The organism is Phytobacter sp. RSE-02 (assembly GCF_040578655.1).
GTDB lineage: Bacteria > Pseudomonadota > Gammaproteobacteria > Enterobacterales > Enterobacteriaceae > Phytobacter > Phytobacter diazotrophicus.
On the sequence record NZ_JBEULY010000001.1, the window covers coordinates 271,144 to 290,184 of the forward strand.

Annotated in this window: 10 protein-coding genes; 8 read left to right on the forward strand and 2 right to left on the reverse strand. The window is 50.9% G+C overall.

Annotation, left to right across the window (positions count from 1 at the left end; all coding sequences use genetic code 11):
- Nucleotides 1-181: 181 nt before the first annotated feature.
- The 6 genes from ABU190_RS01150 (at nucleotide 182) to ABU190_RS01175 (ending at nucleotide 14,039) form a co-directional block, all read left to right on the forward strand.
- On the forward strand, nucleotides 182-7,711 hold the full coding sequence (locus ABU190_RS01150; RefSeq protein ID WP_354690146.1) for an Ig-like domain-containing protein: 7,530 nt from the start codon (nucleotides 182-184) through the stop codon (nucleotides 7,709-7,711).
- Between the two features lie 67 nt (nucleotides 7,712-7,778).
- Nucleotides 7,779-9,299 carry a TolC family protein gene (locus ABU190_RS01155; RefSeq protein WP_354690147.1) on the forward strand — a complete coding sequence of 507 codons (1,521 nt, stop codon included), beginning with the start codon at nucleotides 7,779-7,781 and terminating at the stop codon, nucleotides 9,297-9,299.
- Nucleotides 9,296-10,057 carry an efflux RND transporter periplasmic adaptor subunit gene (locus tag ABU190_RS01160; RefSeq protein ID WP_039079821.1) on the forward strand — a complete coding sequence of 254 codons (762 nt, stop codon included), beginning with the start codon at nucleotides 9,296-9,298 and terminating at the stop codon, nucleotides 10,055-10,057. The genes ABU190_RS01155 and ABU190_RS01160 overlap by 4 nt, the downstream gene beginning before the upstream one ends.
- A 7-nt stretch (nucleotides 10,058-10,064) precedes the next feature.
- Nucleotides 10,065-11,390, forward strand: coding sequence for an HlyD family efflux transporter periplasmic adaptor subunit (locus ABU190_RS01165; protein WP_354690148.1), 1,326 nt, complete (start codon nucleotides 10,065-10,067; stop codon nucleotides 11,388-11,390).
- 1 nt (nucleotide 11,391) lies between these two features.
- The gene (locus ABU190_RS01170; protein WP_354690149.1) at nucleotides 11,392-13,491 is read left to right on the forward strand and encodes an HlyD family efflux transporter periplasmic adaptor subunit; all 2,100 of its coding nucleotides are present in this window, start codon (nucleotides 11,392-11,394) and stop codon (nucleotides 13,489-13,491) included.
- A gap of 38 nt (nucleotides 13,492-13,529) precedes the next feature.
- On the forward strand, nucleotides 13,530-14,039 hold the full coding sequence (locus tag ABU190_RS01175; protein WP_354690150.1) for a GNAT family N-acetyltransferase: 510 nt from the start codon (nucleotides 13,530-13,532) through the stop codon (nucleotides 14,037-14,039).
- A 35-nt stretch (nucleotides 14,040-14,074) separates the two neighbouring features.
- On the opposite strand, the gene ABU190_RS01180 is transcribed toward ABU190_RS01175, so the two are convergent.
- Together ABU190_RS01180 and ABU190_RS01185 are read right to left on the reverse strand one after the other, a co-directional pair.
- Nucleotides 14,075-14,410: a hypothetical protein gene (locus tag ABU190_RS01180; RefSeq protein ID WP_334748678.1), complete on the reverse strand. Its 336-nt coding sequence runs from the start codon at nucleotides 14,408-14,410 to the stop codon at nucleotides 14,075-14,077.
- A gap of 17 nt (nucleotides 14,411-14,427) precedes the next feature.
- A complete protein-coding gene (locus ABU190_RS01185) occupies nucleotides 14,428-15,003 on the reverse strand; it encodes a tail fiber protein (RefSeq protein WP_354690151.1) in 576 nt (191 codons plus the stop codon).
- A 1,538-nt stretch (nucleotides 15,004-16,541) separates the two neighbouring features.
- On the opposite strand from ABU190_RS01185, the gene ABU190_RS01190 reads away from it, so the two are divergent.
- Both ABU190_RS01190 and ABU190_RS01195 read left to right on the forward strand, forming a co-directional pair.
- A complete protein-coding gene (locus tag ABU190_RS01190) occupies nucleotides 16,542-17,765 on the forward strand; it encodes a site-specific integrase (protein ID WP_354690152.1) in 1,224 nt (407 codons plus the stop codon).
- Nucleotides 17,752-19,038 carry a site-specific integrase gene (locus tag ABU190_RS01195; RefSeq protein WP_354690153.1) on the forward strand — a complete coding sequence of 429 codons (1,287 nt, stop codon included), beginning with the start codon at nucleotides 17,752-17,754 and terminating at the stop codon, nucleotides 19,036-19,038. The genes ABU190_RS01190 and ABU190_RS01195 overlap by 14 nt, the downstream gene beginning before the upstream one ends.
- Nucleotides 19,039-19,041 lie beyond the last annotated feature (3 nt).

A 19,041-nucleotide genomic window follows, 5' to 3' on the forward strand; every position in this document is an offset into this window, starting at 1 on the left:
TGTGACGGATTTCTCTCTTTTAATTTTTTTTAAGAAAGCTAACCACCTGATTCCCACTATTTTTATGTGCTTTTCTGCCGATTGGTAAAAAAATGTAAGAGTAAAGTAAATTTTTTAGCTGCCGATAGGATCGTGTTGCGGGTTTTTAAGACAAATACCTTCGGGCCTAAGGGGAGTGATTATGTCGTGGTGGAAAGTCTTTTCTGGAAAAAAAACGATCATTAATTCAACGGCAGCCCCTGAACCCCGGCGCTTGTTGCTGCAGGCGCTGGAGCCCAGAATGATGTTTGATGGTGTTGCCGTCAGCGCAACTACCGCGACCGCTGATGCCACTCACACCGATACGGCATCGCATACCACAGCATCCGTGAGTGTGGCGCATACGGACACCACCCCGGCGGCGGCCACAACAGCCGAAACCAGCAAAACCACATCTGGCACCACTGCCGTAACATCCAGTTCAACGTCTTCTGCATCCAACACAACAACACAGGACACCAGTAAAACCTCCGGTGCCAGCGTTGTATCCGGCACGAGCAGTGCCAGTGGGCCACAGGTCGTATTTGTGGAGTCGGATGTGAAGGATTATCAATCTCTGATCAATCAATTACCGTCCGGTTATGAAGTGGTCGTGTTGGACAGTTCAAAAGATGGTCTGGCGCAAATCGCCGCCTGGGCCAGTACCCATAGTGGTTACAGTGCGATGCATATTCTTTCACATGGTGAAAAGAATGACCTGATGCTGGGAACGGTAGCGCTGAACAGCGCCAATATAGCGAATTACGAAAGTGAACTGGCGACCATCGGCCAGGCACTGAGCGCCGATGGCGATATTTTATTGTATGGCTGTAGTATTGCGCAGGGCAGTGACGGTGCCGCATTGATTGGCGCTTTGGCTAAGGACACACAACATGCCGTCGCGGGTTCTACGGATCCCACTGGTGCCGCAGCATTGGGCGGTAACTGGACCCTGGAATACAGCACCGATAAGTTACATGTCGCGGCCCTGGATTTAGTGGGCTATGACGGCCTCCTTACTCGTCCTACGTCAGGAACAACGTTCTTTGATTCCCTTGATGGCTCTTTAACGGTCATCCCCAATGGCCAGTCATCGATAACGGCGCCTAATTACATGGGCTGGGACTTTACCATGCAGATGAATTCACCATCTGATGGTGCGAACGAAATGATTATTGTGGAAAAAGATGGTTCCAGTACAGTGGAAACCGTCGATGCTTTGAGCGATGGCTTAAAGCAAATCACCTATTTTTCGGTAAAATCCAATGATGGTTCTTTGTTTACGCTGAATTCTATTGGCGTGGTGGTTAATGGCTATGATTCCGGTTTTAGCGGGGGAACGGTTACATTAACCGGCTATCTGAATGGTTCTGCGGTCAGCGGCGCCTCGTTAACATTGAATGTTAATGACATATACAACAGTGGCAATCTTGTCACATTCAATGTCTCATCTAATTCTGCTTTTCAGGACATTGATTCCTTTCGCGTTACGGCGGCAAATGGTCATACTATTACAGGCTTAATTGGTATTGGCGCGATTAATGCCACTAACTTCCATTTCCCCGGCCCGGTATTAACGACAAGTGGTGGTAGCACAGCATACAGCAGCGGTACTGGAAACGCTGTTGCCATCGATAGCGGTATCACGCTAACCGATACCGCCGCCTCTACGCTGACCAGCGCGACAATTGCCATCACCGGAAACTTTCACAGTGGCGAAGATGTGCTGGCCTTTAGTAATACTAATGCCACGACGTACGGCAATATTATCGGTTCTTATAACAGTGCAACGGGCCTGCTGACATTAACCTCTTCTGGCAGCACGGCTACGACAGCGCAGTGGCAGGCAGCGCTGAAAGCGGTGACCTATCAGGACAGCTCTCTGTCGCCAGGTACCAGTTCCCGAACACTCTCTTTTACCATTACCGATGCTTCCAGTAATACCAGTAACACCGTAACGCGTATCGTCACCGTTGCTGCGGACGTCGCGCCTGTTATCAGCAATCTTAATGGCGATAGCGGGACATTTTATGCAGGCGGGACGGCAGTGCATCTGGACAGCGGAACCGCTGCAACGGTCACTGATAGCGATACGACCAGTTTCAATGGCGGAAATCTGACAGTACAAATCACCGCTAATGGCCATAGCACAGAAGATGTTCTGGGTATCGATACCAGTGGTACGGTGACCGCCAGTAATGGCACGACCGCAGGCAGTGTTATCTCTGTTGGCGGTGTCGCTATCGGGAGTATTGCCACCAACGGTGATGGGATAAACGGCGATAATCTGAGTATTACCTTTAACGCGAATGCGACAGCCAGTCGTGTCTCGACACTGGTTGGTGCCCTGACCTATTACAATAGCGCCACCACGCCGACAACGGGAAACCGTACAATACAAGTGGTGGTGAATGATGGCCGCGGGCAGACCAGCAGTGCATCCAGTGTCACCATTGCCATGAACAATAATGCCCTGGTTACCACCAGCGGCGGCAGCGCCGCTTTTACCTCCGGGGATAATAGCGTTTCAACACCAGTGGTTATCGATAGTGGGCTGAGTATTGTTGATCATGCCAGCAGCACGCTGGCGTCCGGCACGGTATCCATTTCCTCGAATTTTCATAGTGGTGAAGATGTTCTGTCATTCACCAATACCAACACGACAACCTATGGCAATATCGTCGCTTCCTATAATGCGGCAACCGGTGTTTTGACACTGACCTCCAGTGGCGCGACGGCGACGATTGCGCAGTGGCAGGCGGCAATGCGAGCGGTCACCTGGACGGATACCGCCGTGACACCCAATTCGGCTACCCGTACTATCAGTTTCCAGGTCACAGATGGCAACAGCAACAGCAGCCCGGTCGCCACCCGGACAGTCACGGTAACGGCTGTCGATCAGACACCGATAGTGAGCACCAGCGGCGGCAGCGCAGCCTTTACCGCTGGTGATAATACCGCGCCGACACCAGTGGTTGTTGATAACGGCCTGACCTTAGCAGACCTGGACAATACGACATTCGCTTCGGCAACCGTGGCTATTACCGGCAATTTCCATAGCGGTGAGGATGCGCTCGCATTCACCAATAATAATGCCGGGATATATGGCAATATTGTCGGCAGTTATAATAGCGCGACCGGTATATTGACCTTATCGTCAGGCGGGGCGACGGCAACAGTCGCCCAGTGGCAGGCGGCATTACGGGCGGTTACCTGGACAGATTTAGCGGTGACACCCAACACGGCGACCCGGACGGTGGGCTTTACCGTTAATGACGGGACGAAAAACAGCGCTGTAGCGACACGGCAGATAACCGTTACCGCGACAGATCAGACGCCGATACTGACGACCAGTGGCGGCAGTGTTGCTTTTACCGCCGGCGATAACACCCCCTCGACGCCCGTTGTCATCGACAGCGCTCTCACGATCTCCGATATCGATAACACCACACTTGCCAGCGCTACCGTCGCCATTACCGGCAACTTCCACTCCGCAGAGGATGTACTGGCCTTTACCAATACCAGCGGCACGACATTTGGCAATATCGTCGCCAGTTATAATAGCGGCACGGGGGTATTAACGCTGACCTCTGCTGGCGCTACCGCGACCCTTAGCCAGTGGCAGGCTGCATTGCGGTCCGTGACCTGGACGGATACGGCAATCACCCCTAATACCGCGACAAGAACCATCAGCTTTAGTGTCAACGATGGCACGAAAACCAGTACCGCTGCGACACGAAACGTGACGGTTGCCAGTACGGATCAAAGCCCTATTGCAACAACATCTGGCCCTGGCACCACGTATCCCTTGGGAAGCCCTGGTACGCCCATTGCGGTGGACAGCGGCCTGACATTATCAGACCTGGATAACGCCACGTTTTCCAGCGCTACCGTCGCCATTACCGGCAACTTCCACTCCGCAGAGGATGTACTGGCCTTTACCAATACCAACAGCGCGACATTTGGCAATATCGTTGCCAGCTATAATGGTGGCACGGGAGTATTAACGCTGACGTCTGCTGGCGCTACCGCGACCCTTAGCCAGTGGCAGTCGGCATTACGGGCGGTGACCTGGGCTGATGGGGCCACCACGCCCAATACAGCAACCCGGGTTATCAGTATTACGGTGAACGATGGAATCAAAAACAGTGCGACCGTAACGCGCTCTATCGCTATGTCCATTCCCGTACCCTCTGTCACCGGGATCACGGCCGCCAGCGATACGGGGAGCAGCGCTTCTGATGGCATAACCCGCAATGCACAGCCAACGTTTATCGGCACGGCCCAGGCGGGAAGTACCGTGACTGTGTATGTCGATGCTGTTTCAGTGGGCACCACAACGGCGGATGGCAGTGGCGCCTGGTCATTTACCCCTTCCAGTGCGTTGAGTGAAGGTAGCCATGCGGTTAGCGCGATGGCTACGCTCGGTAGCGTGAACAGTGTGGTTTCCGCTAACGCGTCGGTAGTGATTGACACCACCGCCCCGGCAGTCCCGACAGGGATTGCGCTCACTGCAGCCACCGATACCGGCGCCAGCGCCAGTGACGGGGTGACCAATAATCCCCAGCCGACGTTCACGGGGGCAGCCACCGCGGGCAGCCTGGTGACGGTCTATATCGATGGTTCTGCTGTCGGCACCACCACCGCGGACGGCAGCGGGGTCTGGCAGTATAACCTCGCTGGGTTATTGCCGGACGGTCCACATACGGTACGCGCCACCGCCACAGATACCGCCGGTAACGTCAGTGCCGCGGCAACGCCCTGGATCTTTACGGTGGACACCGCCGCCCCGGCAGTCCCTACAGGGATTGCGCTGACCGCAGCCACCGATACCGGGGCGAGCGCCAGTGACGGGGTGACCAATAATCCCCAGCCGACCCTCACGGGGGCAGCCACCGCGGGCAGCCTGGTGACGGTCTATATCGATGGTTCTGCTGTCGGTACCACCACCGCGGACGGCAGCGGGGTCTGGCAGTATAACCTCGCTGGGTTATTGCCGGACGGTCCACATACGGTACGCGCCACCGCGACAGATACCGCCGGTAACGTCAGTGCCGCGACCACGCCCTGGCTCTTTACGGTGGACACCGCCGCCCCGGCAGTCCCGACTGGTATTGCGCTGACCGCAGCCACCGATACCGGGGCGAGCGCCAGTGACGGGATAACCGCTAATAACCAGCCGACCCTCACGGGAGCAGCCACCGCGGGCAGCCTGGTGACGGTCTATATCGACGGAACGGCGGTCGGCACCACCACCGCGGACGGCAGCGGGGTCTGGCAGTATAACGTTGCGGCTCCCCTGATCGACGGCGCGCATACGGTCAGCGCCACCGCGACGGATACCGCCGGTAACGTCAGTGCCGCGGCAACCCCCCGGAGCTTTACGGTGGACACCACCGCCCCGGCGATCCCGACAGGGATTGCGCTGACCGCAGCCACCGATACCGGGGCGAGCGCCAGTGACGGGATAACCGCTAATAACCAGCCGACCCTCACGGGAGCAGCCACCGCGGGCAGCTTGGTGACGGTCTATATCGACGGAACGGCGGTCGGCACCACCACCGCGGACGGCAACGGGGTCTGGCAGTACAACGTTGCGACTCCGCTGATCGACGGCGCGCATACGGTCAGCGCCACCGCGACGGATACCGCCGGTAACGTCAGTGCCGCGGCAACCCCCCGGACCTTTACGGTGGACACCGCCGCCCCGGCAGTACCGACAGGCATTACGCTGACCGCAGCCACCGATACCGGCGCCAGCGCCAGTGACGGGGTGACCGGTAATAATCAGCCGACCCTGACGGGGGCGGCCACCGCGGGCAGCCTGGTGACGGTCTATATCGACGGAACGGCGGTCGGCACCACCACCGCGGACGGCAGCGGGGTCTGGCAGTATAACCTCGCTGGGTTATTGCCGGACGGTCCACATACGGTACGCGCCACCGCCACAGATACCGCCGGTAACGTCAGTGCCGCGGCAACGCCCCGGACCTTTACGGTGGATACCGCCGCCCCGGCAGTCCCGACAGGGATTGCGCTGACCGCAGCCACCGATACCGGGGCGAGCGGCAGTGACGGGGTGACCGCTAATAATCAGCCGACCCTCACGGGGGCAGCCACCGCGGGCAGCCTGGTGACCGTCTATATCGACGGGACGGCTGTCGGCACCACCACCGCGGACGGCAACGGGGCCTGGCAGTATAACGTTGCGGCCCCCCTGGCCGATGGCGCGCATACGATCAGTGCCACCGCGACGGATACCGCCGGTAACGTCAGTGCCGCGGCAACGCCCTGGATCTTTACGGTGGACACCGCCGCCCCGGCAGTCCCGACTGGTATTGCGCTGACCGCAGCCACCGATACCGGCGCCAGCGCCAGTGACGGGGTGACCGGAAATAATCAGCCGACCCTGACGGGGGCAGCCACCGCGGGCAGCCTGGTGACGGTTTATATCGACGGAGCGGCTGTCGGTACCACCACCGCGGACGGCAACGGCGTCTGGCAGTACAACGTCGCGACTCCGCTGATCGACGGCGCGCATACGGTCAGTGCCACCGCGACAGATACCGCGGGTAATGTCAGTGCCGCGACGGCGTTTGCAACCTTTACGGTGGACACCACCGCACCTCAGGTGCAGGCAGTTACCGCGCAGAATACGCTTACAGGGGCTCAGGGGCAGGTCGGGTATAACATCTCCTTCACGAAACCTGTTCAGACTTTATCCGCGAGTGAGTTGCAGGCGCTGGTCACGGGCAATGTCCAGGCGAATATCGTTTCGGTTACTCAGGTCAACGCCACGACATGGCAGGCTGTATTAAGTGTCCAGGGCACTGGCACCGTCACCCTGGGTTTTGTGGATAGCACTATTAAAGACATCGCGGGGAACACGTTGTCAGGCTCGCAGGCCAGCGTTCCGGTGTATCAGGTCGCGCCTGCTGTTACACCTGTGACGCCGACAACACCGTCTACCGTATCGCCAGTGGTGCCGGGGAATTCGGCGCCAGCGATAGCACTGCAGTCGCCGCTCAGCGGTTCAATGAAAGGCCTGTTTCAGGAGGCTGCTCCTTCTTCCATCTCGCCCAATATTGTTTTAACAGCGCTCAACGGCATCAGTACGCCAGCGTTAAATTTGACCGGGGACAGTTTGCTGGCAACAGGAAACGCAACCTTACCGTTAACCCTCTCCGTTACCCCAGTCTTTGGTGAGTTTGCGGTTCCGGGCGGTACGGCATCGCCTTCTTATATTGGTTCTATTACCAGTAGACCGACTGCAGCCCTTGAAGTGCGGGCGGATGTCGGCAGTGTAGGCGTTGTGTCCGGCCAAAGCTTTAGCGTTTCACTCCCGGCAGGCACGATTTTAACCCGTGAATCTATGGCGAACTTATCGGTGACCGTGCGCCAAAGTAACGGTATGCCGCTGCCTTCATGGATTAAATTCGATCCAGCAACCGGGCGTTTTTCCGGACAGCCACCCGCCGGATGGAAGCAACCCGTCTCTATTGAAATTCGGGTGGTGGATAAACAAGGACATTCAGGCACCAGCCATCTGGAGCTGAAAGTCGCCGGGCCGCGGGAAGCCACCTCCTCGGCAGGTATTCAGGCATCACCGGGCAAGCCCGGTCTGGATCAACAAATCGCTGCTCAAAAGACCGTTTTTGCAGGGCGACTGATGACGCCTGAAAAACAGGTGTAATGTTTAACCAATATCTAATGCGCTGTTTTTTATAACTAAAATCAATTGATATATTAAGGATGGTAGCATGCAAGGTACGTTATCCGCACAACGTCATCCAGGCCGGTTTGTCCTTCTCCCTGTCGCGGTAACTCTGCTGCTGTCAGGGTGTATGGTCAAACCGCATCCTGTGAGCCTGCAAGAGCGGCAGGCCACCGCCGCCGCCGATAAACAAACGCTGTTTGGCAGCCAGGAAAAAATATCAGCGCCGGTCACTCTGGAAAATGCCATGGCCCGGGCGCTGAAATACAATATGGATTACCGCGTCAAGCTCATGGAAGAGGCCATGGGACAACGTCAGTTGGATGTGGCGAATCTGGATATGTTACCCAAACTTGCCGCCTCTGCCGGTTATACCGCCAGGGATAAAGACAACGCCTCTTCATCGCAAAATATCGCCACTGGCGAACAATCCCTTGCTCCGTCTATCTCAACCGAAAAACAGGACCGTATGGCGGATTTAAGCCTGAGCTGGAACGTGCTGGATTTTGGCGTGAGTTATTACACCGCGCAGCAACAGGCTGACCGCGTTTTGATTCTGGAACAACGTAAACGCCGGGTAGGGCAACAGTTGGTTCAGCAAGTGCGCGAAGCATGGTGGCAGGCAGCAGGTGCGCAGCAGCTACAAGGGCGAATCGATACCCTTCTTGCTCAGGCTCAGTCCGCGCTGGAAGATGCCAGGGAGGTCGAAAGCTTAAAACTGCGTTCCCCACTGGAAGCCCTGAATTATCAGCGTCAGTTATTGGATGTTATTCGCCAGCTAACGGCGGTGCGCAGCGCGCTGGCTCAGGCAAAACCACGGCTGGCAGCATTAATGAACATTTCCCCTGGGCTCGATTTCAGTGTCGCGGTATCTGATGATATGCCAGTACCTAAATTGGGTATCCCCGTCGACAAGATGGAAGATATCGCTCTGCTTAACCGTCCTGAAATGGTGGAAGCGAATTACAGCCAGCGCATCAGTGCCCTGGAAACCCGTAAAGCGATCGCCAAACTATTACCGGGTATTGAGTTGAGCGTTGGGCAAAGCTATGACAGTAATAAATTCCTGACAAACAATGCCTGGGGATATGCCGGGTTACGTGTGAGCTGGAACCTGCTCAATCTGTTTAATGCCGGACCGATTACCAAAGCGGCTGAGGCGGAAAAACAAGTCAACGATGCCCAGCGCCTGGCGTTGAGCATGGCGGTGCTGACTCAGGTGAATATCGCCTGGCTGGATTATGAAGGTAAAACCAAACAGTTTGAACTGGAACGCCAGTTGAATACGGTTGATCAAACGATTTACGAGCAGACACGCCATGCGGTAGAGAGCGGCGCATCGGCACGTTTGCAGGGTATTCTGGCTGATGCTAACGCGGTCTATTCATCATTACGTCTCTATCAGTCCTATGGCGCATTACAAAACGCCTACGGACAAATGGGGGCCAGCCTTGGGCTTGATCCTTTGCCGGAAGATACGCGGGGATATGATATTGCCTCATTGGATCAAGCCTTTAAAGGTGTTACAGCTCGCGTAACTAAGCAAATGGCAGGCGATAAACAATGAAAAAATACGCGCTGTGGTTGATGGCGGGCGTCCTGAGCGCCAGCGCGGTTGGCGCAACGACCGGCTCATCGCCGACGCCGGAGAGTACGCCGTCAGGCAGTAGTGATGGCGGGATTCGTGTCGAACTGCTCTCTCCCCATGCGGTAACGCTCTCCGGCGAAGTCGCGGCGCGTATCGCCGCACTCAAAGTATCGGAAGGCGACAGCTTTCGACAGGGGCAGACACTGATTGAGTTCGATTGTGCGACCTATCGCGCGCAACTGCGTAAGGCGCAGGCCGTGCAGGAGGCCGCCAGTCAGTTGCTGAAAGTGAATAATCAACTGGCGAAATACAATTCTGTCGGCACCCTGGAGTTGACCCAGGCAAAAGGAAAGCTTGATGAGGCGGCGGCGGATGTCAGCTATATGCAAACGCTGGTCTCAAAATGCACGATCACAGCACCTTTTGATGGGCGTGTTTCAAAGCGACATGCCGCCGCCTGGCAGTATATGACCCCAGGCGCACCGGTTCTCGATATTGTGGCAACCCAGGATTTGGAGTTACGTATGCTGGTGCCGTCAAAATGGCTACCGCGCTTAAACGCCGGTGCCACATTCCAGGTGACGATTGATGAGTTGGGGCAGACCTTCCCGGCAAAAATAAAGCGTACAGGTGCGCAAATCGACCCTGTCAGCCAGACCATTCCGGTGATTGGCGTTATCACCGGGAATGCGGAGAATTTGTTACCCGGTATGAGTGGGTGGGCAAACTTTAATTAAGGTTGATATGGAACAAGCGCAACATAACGGGCTGGCGGTACTGCTGCATCTTCTTCATCTGGCGCGAGAGGCGCAAAGTCCGCTACGTCTGGGATTCATTATGGTGAATGAGTCCCGCCAGTTGTTGGTTTATCGCCAGGCGGCGTTCTGGCAGGAGGGGCTGCGCCGTCAGGTTGTTGCCGTCTCCGGGCTTGCGGAAGCTGACGCCACGTCACCCTATTTACAGTGGTTAAGCGGCGTTTTTCGATTCCTTTATCAACACCACCCTGAATTGCCGCCGTATGTGGCGATAACGGCTGCGGCTTTACCTGAGTCTCTGGCTGCGGACTGGTCTCAGTGGCTACCCGCCCATGCGGTCTGGTTCCCGTTGGGGTCTGCGGGGGCATTACTGTTTGCCAGCGATGAGCCCTGGGATGACGAAACCCTCCATCTGGCCCAGGAACTGACCCACGGCTACCGTTTTGCGCTGGTTCAACATCTGCCTCACCTGAATAGCCGTCAGAAATTTCAGGCCTGGTTGAAAGCGTCGCCGCGCCGGAAATGGTGGCTGCTGGCGCCGCTGCTCCTGTTATGTATACCCGTGCGGATGAGTGTGCTTGCGCGGGCAGAGGTGGTGCCATCGGATCCCGAACTGATTCGTGCCCCCGTAGTTGGGGTTATCGATAAAGTGCTGGTACAGCCGAATCAGGTGGTGCAGAAGGGAACGGCGCTTTTCGCCCTGGACGCAACGGTACTGGCCGGGCAGTTCGCTCTGGCAAAACAGGAGGCGCTGGCGGCAAAAGAGCGCTTTCGGATCAGTGCGCAGATGGCGGTGACCAGCGACAAGAATAAGCTGGAACTGGCTGAGGATAAATCTCGTCTGGCGGCAAAAGACATCTCGGCCGACTATGCCGGAAAGGCGCTGGATAAACTTAACGTGATGGCGCCGGGCAGCGGCGTGGTGGTGTTTTCCGATGCTGAGGAATGGCAGGGAAAAGCAGTTAACGTCGGTGAGAAAGTGATGACCCTGGCCGATCCGGAACATGTGGAGCTGGCGGCCTGGTTACCCGCGGCGGATGCAATTCATCTGCAGCCGGGGGCGAAAGTCACTCTTTACCCAAACGCATCGCCCTTTAGCGCCTTTGACGCAACCCTGGTAAGAATAGCGTATAAAGCTGAGGTCAGTGATGGCAACGTGCTGAGCTATCGTCTGCAGGCAAAATTCCTTGCCTCAAAACAGACACCCATGATTGGGCAGATGGGCACCGCGCGTATTTATGGCGACTGGGTTCCTTTGGGCTACTATGCTCTGCGGCGTCCTTTGACCGCCGCCCGACAGTGGCTTGGGTGGTAGCATGGATAATTTCCTGCTTCCTCCACTGCGTCAGGAACTGACCCTGCATGCCGGGCCGGATCAGCAGGATGGCTCGCCAGGTTGGGTGCTGCACGACCCGGCGGCAAACCGTTTTTTCCTGCTGGGATGGGCCAGTTTTGAGATGCTGTCACGCTGGGGAGCACGGGATGCCGGGCGCCTGATGAAGGCCGTCAATACACAAACTACATTGACGCTGAATATGCACGATATCCACCACCTGGTGCAATTTCTGCGCGAAAATCAGTTACTGCAAACAGAGTCGAGTGAAGAGCTGTGGCGTTTGCATCAGCATCGCCATCGCGGTTATTTATCCTGGCTGCTCAGCCATTATCTGTTTTTCCGTATTCCTCTGGTTCGCCCGGATGCGCTTCTGGCTCGCTTGTTACCCTGGATCAGTTGGGTTTTTCGCCCGGGATTCTGGTGGCTAATGGCGCTGATAACCCTGAGCGGCTTGTTTATGGTGTCTCAGCAGTGGGATGCCTTCACGCATACGTTTTCAAGTTATGGCGGCTGGATGGCGGCGGTAGGGATTGCGGTGGCCCTGAGCGTCGCTAAAGTGGTTCACGAACTGGGACATGCATTTACCGCCCGCCATTTTGGGTGCCGGGTGCCCGCTATGGGGATCGCTTTTTTGGTGATGGTCCCGGTGCTGTATACCGATACCAATGATGCGTGGAAATTACCGTCGCGTCGGCAACGATTATTGATTGGCGGCGCCGGAATGATGGCTGAACTGACGCTGGCCTCCTGCGCGACGTTACTCTGGTGTTTCTTACCCGACAGCCCGTTTCGCGCCGGTATTTTTCTCTTAGCCAGCACAACCTGGCTGGCGACGCTGGCTATTAATGCCAGCCCCTTTATGCGGTTCGACGGCTATTTTCTGTTATCGGACCTGCTGCAGATGCCAAATCTACACGCCAGGTCCTTTGCTCTGGCGCGCTGGCACTTGAGACGAGTGTTGCTGGGGCTTGATGATCCCGAACCAGAGCATTTCTCTGCTTCACGGCGACGTGGTTTACTTATTTTTGCCTGGCTGACCTGGATATACCGCCTGGTCATCTTCACCTCCATCGCGTTTTTGGTTTATCACCTTTTTTTTAAAACGCTGGGGATAATATTACTGATGGTGGAACTGGGGTGGTTTGTGGTGCGACCCTTTGTTAATGAATTACAGGTTTGGTGGCGGCGGCGCCATGATTTACGCTGGGGATTCAGAACCTGGCGCACGTTATTTTTCCTGACTGTGATAGTGCTTTTTTTAGCCGTGCCATGGCAGCGGGGCGTTTCGGTACCCGCCGTGATGGACGCGGCACAATCTCAGGCTATTTATGTGCCGGAGGATGCATTAGTCGGGCAGGTGAATGTGCATGATGGTGACCGGGTGCAACAAGGGCAGGTACTGGCGGTGTTGACGTCGGACAGCCTTGACTACCAGATAGCGCAGGCTAAGGTTATCGCTGCGAATCTGGCCTGGCAGGTTGCTCAGCAGCCTTTTTCAAAGGGGCTTGATGAACAAGGTGCGGCACTGAAAAAGCTGGCGCTGGCCGCTCAGCAGCAAATCGAAAGTTTATTACGTCAGCAAGCGCGACTGACATTAACCGCCCCTTTCGCCGGGCGCATAGCGGATGCCAGCGATACGTTAAAGCCTGGCACCGTAGTGGTTCAGGGCGAACGGTTGATGCAAGTTCTGGGTAAAGAGGGTATGCGTGGTGAAGGTTGGGTCGATGAAGATACGGTCACGACCCTACGCCCTGGCGATGCTGCCTTCTTTGTGCCGGACAGCGGTGAAACAAGGGCGATTCGCTGTAAAGTCGGCCAGGTTGACCGGCTTAACCAAACGACGCTTGACCAACCGTTGCTGGCATCGGTGTATGGCGGTGGCATTCCGGTGCAGATCATCAATGAGCGTCTTGTGCCCATTAACACCATTTTCCGCGTTCGTCTGGACGCCTGCGAAACACACCTTTCGCCAGAGCGTGAGATGGCCGGAAAAGTAGTGTTACAGAGTGAGCATCGTAGTTTTTTACAACGTGCCTGGCAGTGGCTGGTGGTCAGTCTGGGTCGGGAGGCGGGGTTGTAATCCGTCTGGAGGCAGGATTTACCTTTCATAAAGGAGTCATGATGGTGTCTAAGCCCGAGATTTCGAAGTCTATAGATGTCTTATCTTTGCGGCCTGCACGCACATCGGATATGCCGTTGATTGAGCAAATTTATCAGAGTGCTCGACCTGATTTGCAGTGGATTGATGGGGAACAGGCGCTTATAGAGACCGTACGCCAGCAACAGTGGTATATGATGCAGCAATCCAGCGGTGAACAGCACCCTAATGCCATGCATTTTATGGTGGAGCGTGCAGGTTCGAATGTCGGCACCGTGATGGTCGATTTTGGTCATAATGAGGCAAGGGTGATATTCATTGCTATGTTGCCGCAAGCGCGTGGACAAGGTTACGGACGCCTGATATTACAGCAATTACAGGTTGCTGCCCGTAAAGTCGGCTGCCCGCTCAGTGCTACCGTCTGGCGAATGAATCACGATGCCCAACGGTTATATCTGGCGCTGGGATTTCGGTGTGAGGAACAAGGTGCAGTTGCGGATAAATGGGTGTGGTATCCCTCAGACAGCTAATTATATTGGCGCAGAAATTTTTCTGCGCCAGAGCGTTAATTAAAAATGAGCTGGAAATAACTGTAAGCAGGATCTCTTCCCATTTCCAGAGTACGGTTGATATTGATGCCTTCTATTTTTAACTCCTGATGTTCAGTGGTTTCAGGTAATCGTAAGATGCCATAGACATTCACCAACGGTGTATTTGCCGTGGCCTGCAGTTCTACAATAAACGGAGTGCGTGATATATTCCGCTTCGTAGGCATTTGTGCTCTTGGTAGCAATGTGACGGACTGCACTGATAAAGTTAACGCCATACCATTATCAGCATCCATCGTACATGTTTTCCCAATAAAAGATGTAAATAAGTGGCTGTTAATTTCTTCCAGCATAAGACCCTCTGGATATGTTAATCATTGCGCATGGGAAATATTCCGGTGACTGCGATACAGAAGTTAATCGCCAGAAATGGGTTCATGACAGATACAGGGACATTCCCGCCTGTAGGGTTCAGTTGACCCGTAATACTGGTACCGCCGACGTCTACAGGATCTTTTAGTGTGGTTGACCAGATGGTTGCCAGCCCCGTGCCGCCGCCGGAAGCACCAATGAACGGTGCCTGCGCTGAGGGAATACTGGCCGGTGTTGTAGGGTTGGCAGTGCCGCTGGCCTGTAATTTTACCTGTAAAGCGGGGGTATGCGTGTGTGCTGGCATATTTGCGGTCGACAACTGAACATTGGCAGTGCCACCAGTATCGCCCATGTTATGAATAACCGTTTGTAGCTGACCGAAACCAATAGGCATTCGCCCCTGGAGATTCGGCAGATTAAACGTTGTTGCGCCATCACCACCGTAAAATTTTCCCAATAAAGCGAAAAGCGCCTGATATTGCGAAACTTTATATTGTTGTCCATTGCAGAAATCAAAATAGCTTGGTGCGTAGTTAAAAGCAAAAGGAAGAATTGTTCCCATATAACAGTCCATAACTAACTCCTTATTGATGTTGAAATGTGCAGAGCTGGAAAGATGCGAGAAAACAACATTAAAAGTGTGGCTTGTTATTGCCATTTGTCGAATAATTTACGCTAAAGCATTGCTTTATGAATATTGTACTGTCGCTACATTAAAAAAGTGGGGCTGGATATTTACATACGATTTGGGCTATTCCGGGAGTTGTTGTATTAAGTAAGAGTGTCAGATGAAAAATAATGAATCGGGGAAAGCATTTTTTAGCGGATGCTTATCCTTATAAATAGAAATTATTGACGTTGATCTCATCCGGATGGCTTTACATGGATGTATGCCTGAGAATGTCTGCCGCCTTGCACATATTAACCGCTCAGGTCATAGCGGGTCTGAATTGCAATGCGTTGCTCCGGCGATATCCGATAATGATAAGCAGGTCGGTGTAGCTATCATAACAACAAGGGCTTATCAGTACTGATTTAGCCGATATCAGATAAATTTGTCTTTAGTTAGTTAAAAGGTAAACCGGGAAATGAAGAACATGATGACCCACAAATGGTGGCATGGCATATAGGCATACGTCGGGAAGAGCGGTTTCGCCAGAGATCGGGAGAGGTGTGTATGGTGTCCCCTGCAGGAATCGAATATATAAACACTTCGATGATTTAACTGAGTTTTATTTGATAGTTCCATAATTGTTCCAACCTTGTGACCAACAAAAAATTTGGAAGCCTTTGTAGCTCTTTTAAACCTACTAAATCTTACGCGTTCAACACTAACAGGTCGTGGAGGATTGTTGGAGTAGGTATGATGAAAAATCAGTATGCTCGTACCTTGCAGCAGGAATTGATGAGATTACTAAGTCCTGATGGTTGGCTTTTCTCATGGGTGAAAACCCAAAAGGCCACCTCGCGGTGGCCCTAATCGCTATTTTCTCGGTTTACCTGCGTCCGAGCGTTTCTCACGAACTCTTCCGTCATTGTTCCTGTCGCGAGGTTGTTTACCTCCACCGGGTTTAGGTACGACTACATCCGGATTAAGTGGTCTTCTGTCAGCCATGTTTCCGTTCCCAAAGAAAGGCAAAAGTGCCATCTACTGTGATACGCCTCGTCTGTTGACCTTTCAATACAGATGAAACAACAAATTGAGCAACATCAAGTTTACTCTGTGTTCCATATCATTCGTGGCATACGAAAATGACTCTCCTGCATCAGGTCTATGAAGATAATATTCTATCTAATAATTCTATACGAATTCTTGAATATGTTTTTCTTAGCAAAAAGTAAAAAATAGCACGAAAAGCTTAGTCTTTTTTACAAGTTATTTTACAAATTTTCATTAAACCTAATATTATCAATGTTTGCAGGAGTGTTTGTTATTATCAAGTCAGGAGAAAAAATATTCTCCTGACTTGATAATAAAGCGTAAAAAACATTCAACCAGCTAAACATCTCGCTTCAATGCTCTCAAAAAATAAAATAAAAAATTTGTAAAATTAAAAAATATAAAATATAGATACCCGGAGTTGTTCTAAAACGTAAAAACCGGGAGGAAAAATGAATAACTATAATTTGAAAAATTTTATAATGGAAGGTGGTGATAGGTCTTGTCTTTTATTTCAAAAGAATGGATTTCCTTTGTTGTATGCAAATATATTCATAAATAATGAGGTTAGAAATAATGGCTGTACAGTCACTACTATGAAGTCAGTGTCAAAATCACTAAATATTTTTCTTGTTTTCTTGGAGAATAAAAGTATTAATCTTGAAGATAGGATCATACGAAAAGAATTTCTAAGCCGTGATGAAATAAGAGAAATTATTAATCACATGTCTTTAAAGAAAAACTCAGGGAATGTGATTGATTTTTCGAAAAATGACAGGGTCGTGTCTTCTGGTACTAAATATTATAGAACTATAGTTGCATTCAAATATATAAAGTGGTTGTGCGAATATCTTCTAGGCAGTAATACATATATAGATCGAGAGGCAATTAATTTTCTAAACATGTTAAAAGCATACAACCCTAAAAAAAGAATAGCGGATGACTTTTATACAAGGAAACCAAAAACACTCGATGACAATCAAAAGACTGCATTATTCAGATATGTAAGCGTGAAATCAGTTGATAATATTTACAATCAAAACGTAAGAAAAAGAAACGAGCTTATTATTTTATTGCTTTATTCACTAGGGCTGCGTAAAGGTGAGTTGTTAAATCTAAGAATCACTGACATAGATATGACAGACAATATTATTTCAATAAAACGCAGGCATGGAGATCAACTGGACAGCAGAGTAAATCAACCAGTAGTTAAAACGCTAAACAGAGATATGCAAGTAAGTGGTTGGATTATAGATAAAATATATAATTACATTCAATCAGATAGGCGTGATTACATTGGAAGAAAAAGACATGACTTTTTATTTATAAATCACAGGAGAGGAACAATTTCAGGTCAGCCAATGTCGATTGATTCTTATGAAAAAACGATTCAAAAGATAAGAGAGCACGATCCTATTTTAAATAATTTTACAGGCCATGCATTAAGGCATACATGGAACTATGAATTCTCCTCAGCACTAGAAAAAATAGATTCAAAGTTACTGAAAATTAATCCTGAACTAATTAGATCATATGCTATGGGGTGGTCACCTCATTCTGACATGGCGAAAATCTATAACAGTAAATATTTTCATGAGAACATGCTGGTAGTTTTATCTATGGTTCAGAAAAACATACAATCAAAATTAGAGGATAAAATGTATGAATTACAATAAAAAAGAGGTGTTGGAGTTTGATTTTTTTTACCAATACAGTGCCGAAATTTCTAAGAAAGTGTTTTTTTTAAATAAACTTGTAAAAACGGACATAACAAGATTATTAAGTGGCATAGATAGTGATTTACAGGAGGGTATGATAGAAACTTTATCTTACTACGCTGAAAATTTTAGTACGAATTACACAAAAAACATATTTCAAAGCTTGGTGTATTTGAGCAAAAATCTCAAATGTAAAAAAGTAACAGCCGAGTTTGTCTGGGCATTACTGGGAATAGTGAATGAAAGGAACCATTTCCACTTTATCAATCTAAAAAGTTTCTTTGTGAAATGGTATGAGCTTGGTTTATTTGGTGTAGACGAAAAAGCTTATTCTTTGCTAATACAAATCAGAAGAAAAGGTAAACCTGCGGGTGAAGTTGTAGCCAGTATGGATCCTGTAAAAGGACCATTTACTGATACTGAATTACAGAACATATCAAAAATGGCAAAAATAGCTATGGAAAAAGGAACGTTTGATAAGCAATATTACCTTATCATTCAGTTGTTAATCACTATCGGGCGCAGGATTACGCAAGTATTGAAGCTAAGAGCAAAGGATCTATACGAACATAACGGAATTAAATATCTAAATATACCCAGAATGAAACAAAGAGGACATTCGAAAGAACTTTACAGGAAAATGGAAGTTGGGAATGACTTGTGGAACCAGTTGGCTAATCTCAAAGAGGAAAATATAGGTCTTATAAAGGACAAAGAATTTACCAATGATATAAGTAGTGACTATGCGAATACGCCACTTTTCATATGCAAGAAAAACCTCATAGCGATAGACTCTCTTGATTCTATATGTGACATGGCTTTCAATAAAGCAACAGTAACAAATTCCTTGAAAAAGTTTGTTATTGACAATAATGTCATTTCAGAGAGAACTAATGATTTCATTAAAATTAATCCAAATAGATTCAGATACACATTTGCTACAAAACTAGCATATATGGGGTTAAGTGTAGAGGAAATTGCTGAAGCTTTAGATCATAGTTCAATAAATTGTGTTCGTATCTATGTTAAAAATTTACCAGATCATGTTGAAATAATAGATAAAGCCGTGACCCCATACCTTATAGATATAGCGGATGTTTTTATGGGGAAAAGAAAATTCACGGGAAACATTTTGGTTAACTCTTTAATTCCTGATTCATTCAAGGAAAATATTAACAAAACTTCAAATAGCCCGTGTGAGGGCTGTAAAAGATTGAATAAATGGAGGTAGGAA

What these genes read in the sequence shown, in the direction of transcription:
- ABU190_RS01160 (WP_039079821.1), top strand. Translation starts at nt 9,296, where the DNA reads ATGAAAAAATACGCGCTGTGGTTGATGGCGGGCGTCCTGAGCGCCAGC.
- ABU190_RS01175 (WP_354690150.1), top strand. Translation starts at nt 13,530, where the DNA reads ATGATGGTGTCTAAGCCCGAGATTTCGAAGTCTATAGATGTCTTATCT.
- ABU190_RS01190 (WP_354690152.1), top strand. Translation starts at nt 16,542, where the DNA reads ATGAATAACTATAATTTGAAAAATTTTATAATGGAAGGTGGTGATAGG.
- ABU190_RS01155 (WP_354690147.1), top strand. Translation starts at nt 7,779, where the DNA reads ATGCAAGGTACGTTATCCGCACAACGTCATCCAGGCCGGTTTGTCCTT.
- ABU190_RS01170 (WP_354690149.1), top strand. Translation starts at nt 11,392, where the DNA reads ATGGATAATTTCCTGCTTCCTCCACTGCGTCAGGAACTGACCCTGCAT.
- ABU190_RS01150 (WP_354690146.1), top strand. Translation starts at nt 182, where the DNA reads ATGTCGTGGTGGAAAGTCTTTTCTGGAAAAAAAACGATCATTAATTCA.
- ABU190_RS01165 (WP_354690148.1), top strand. Translation starts at nt 10,065, where the DNA reads ATGGAACAAGCGCAACATAACGGGCTGGCGGTACTGCTGCATCTTCTT.
- ABU190_RS01180 (WP_334748678.1), bottom strand. Translation starts at nt 14,410, where the DNA reads ATGCTGGAAGAAATTAACAGCCACTTATTTACATCTTTTATTGGGAAA.
- ABU190_RS01185 (WP_354690151.1), bottom strand. Translation starts at nt 15,003, where the DNA reads ATGGACTGTTATATGGGAACAATTCTTCCTTTTGCTTTTAACTACGCA.
- ABU190_RS01195 (WP_354690153.1), top strand. Translation starts at nt 17,752, where the DNA reads ATGAATTACAATAAAAAAGAGGTGTTGGAGTTTGATTTTTTTTACCAA.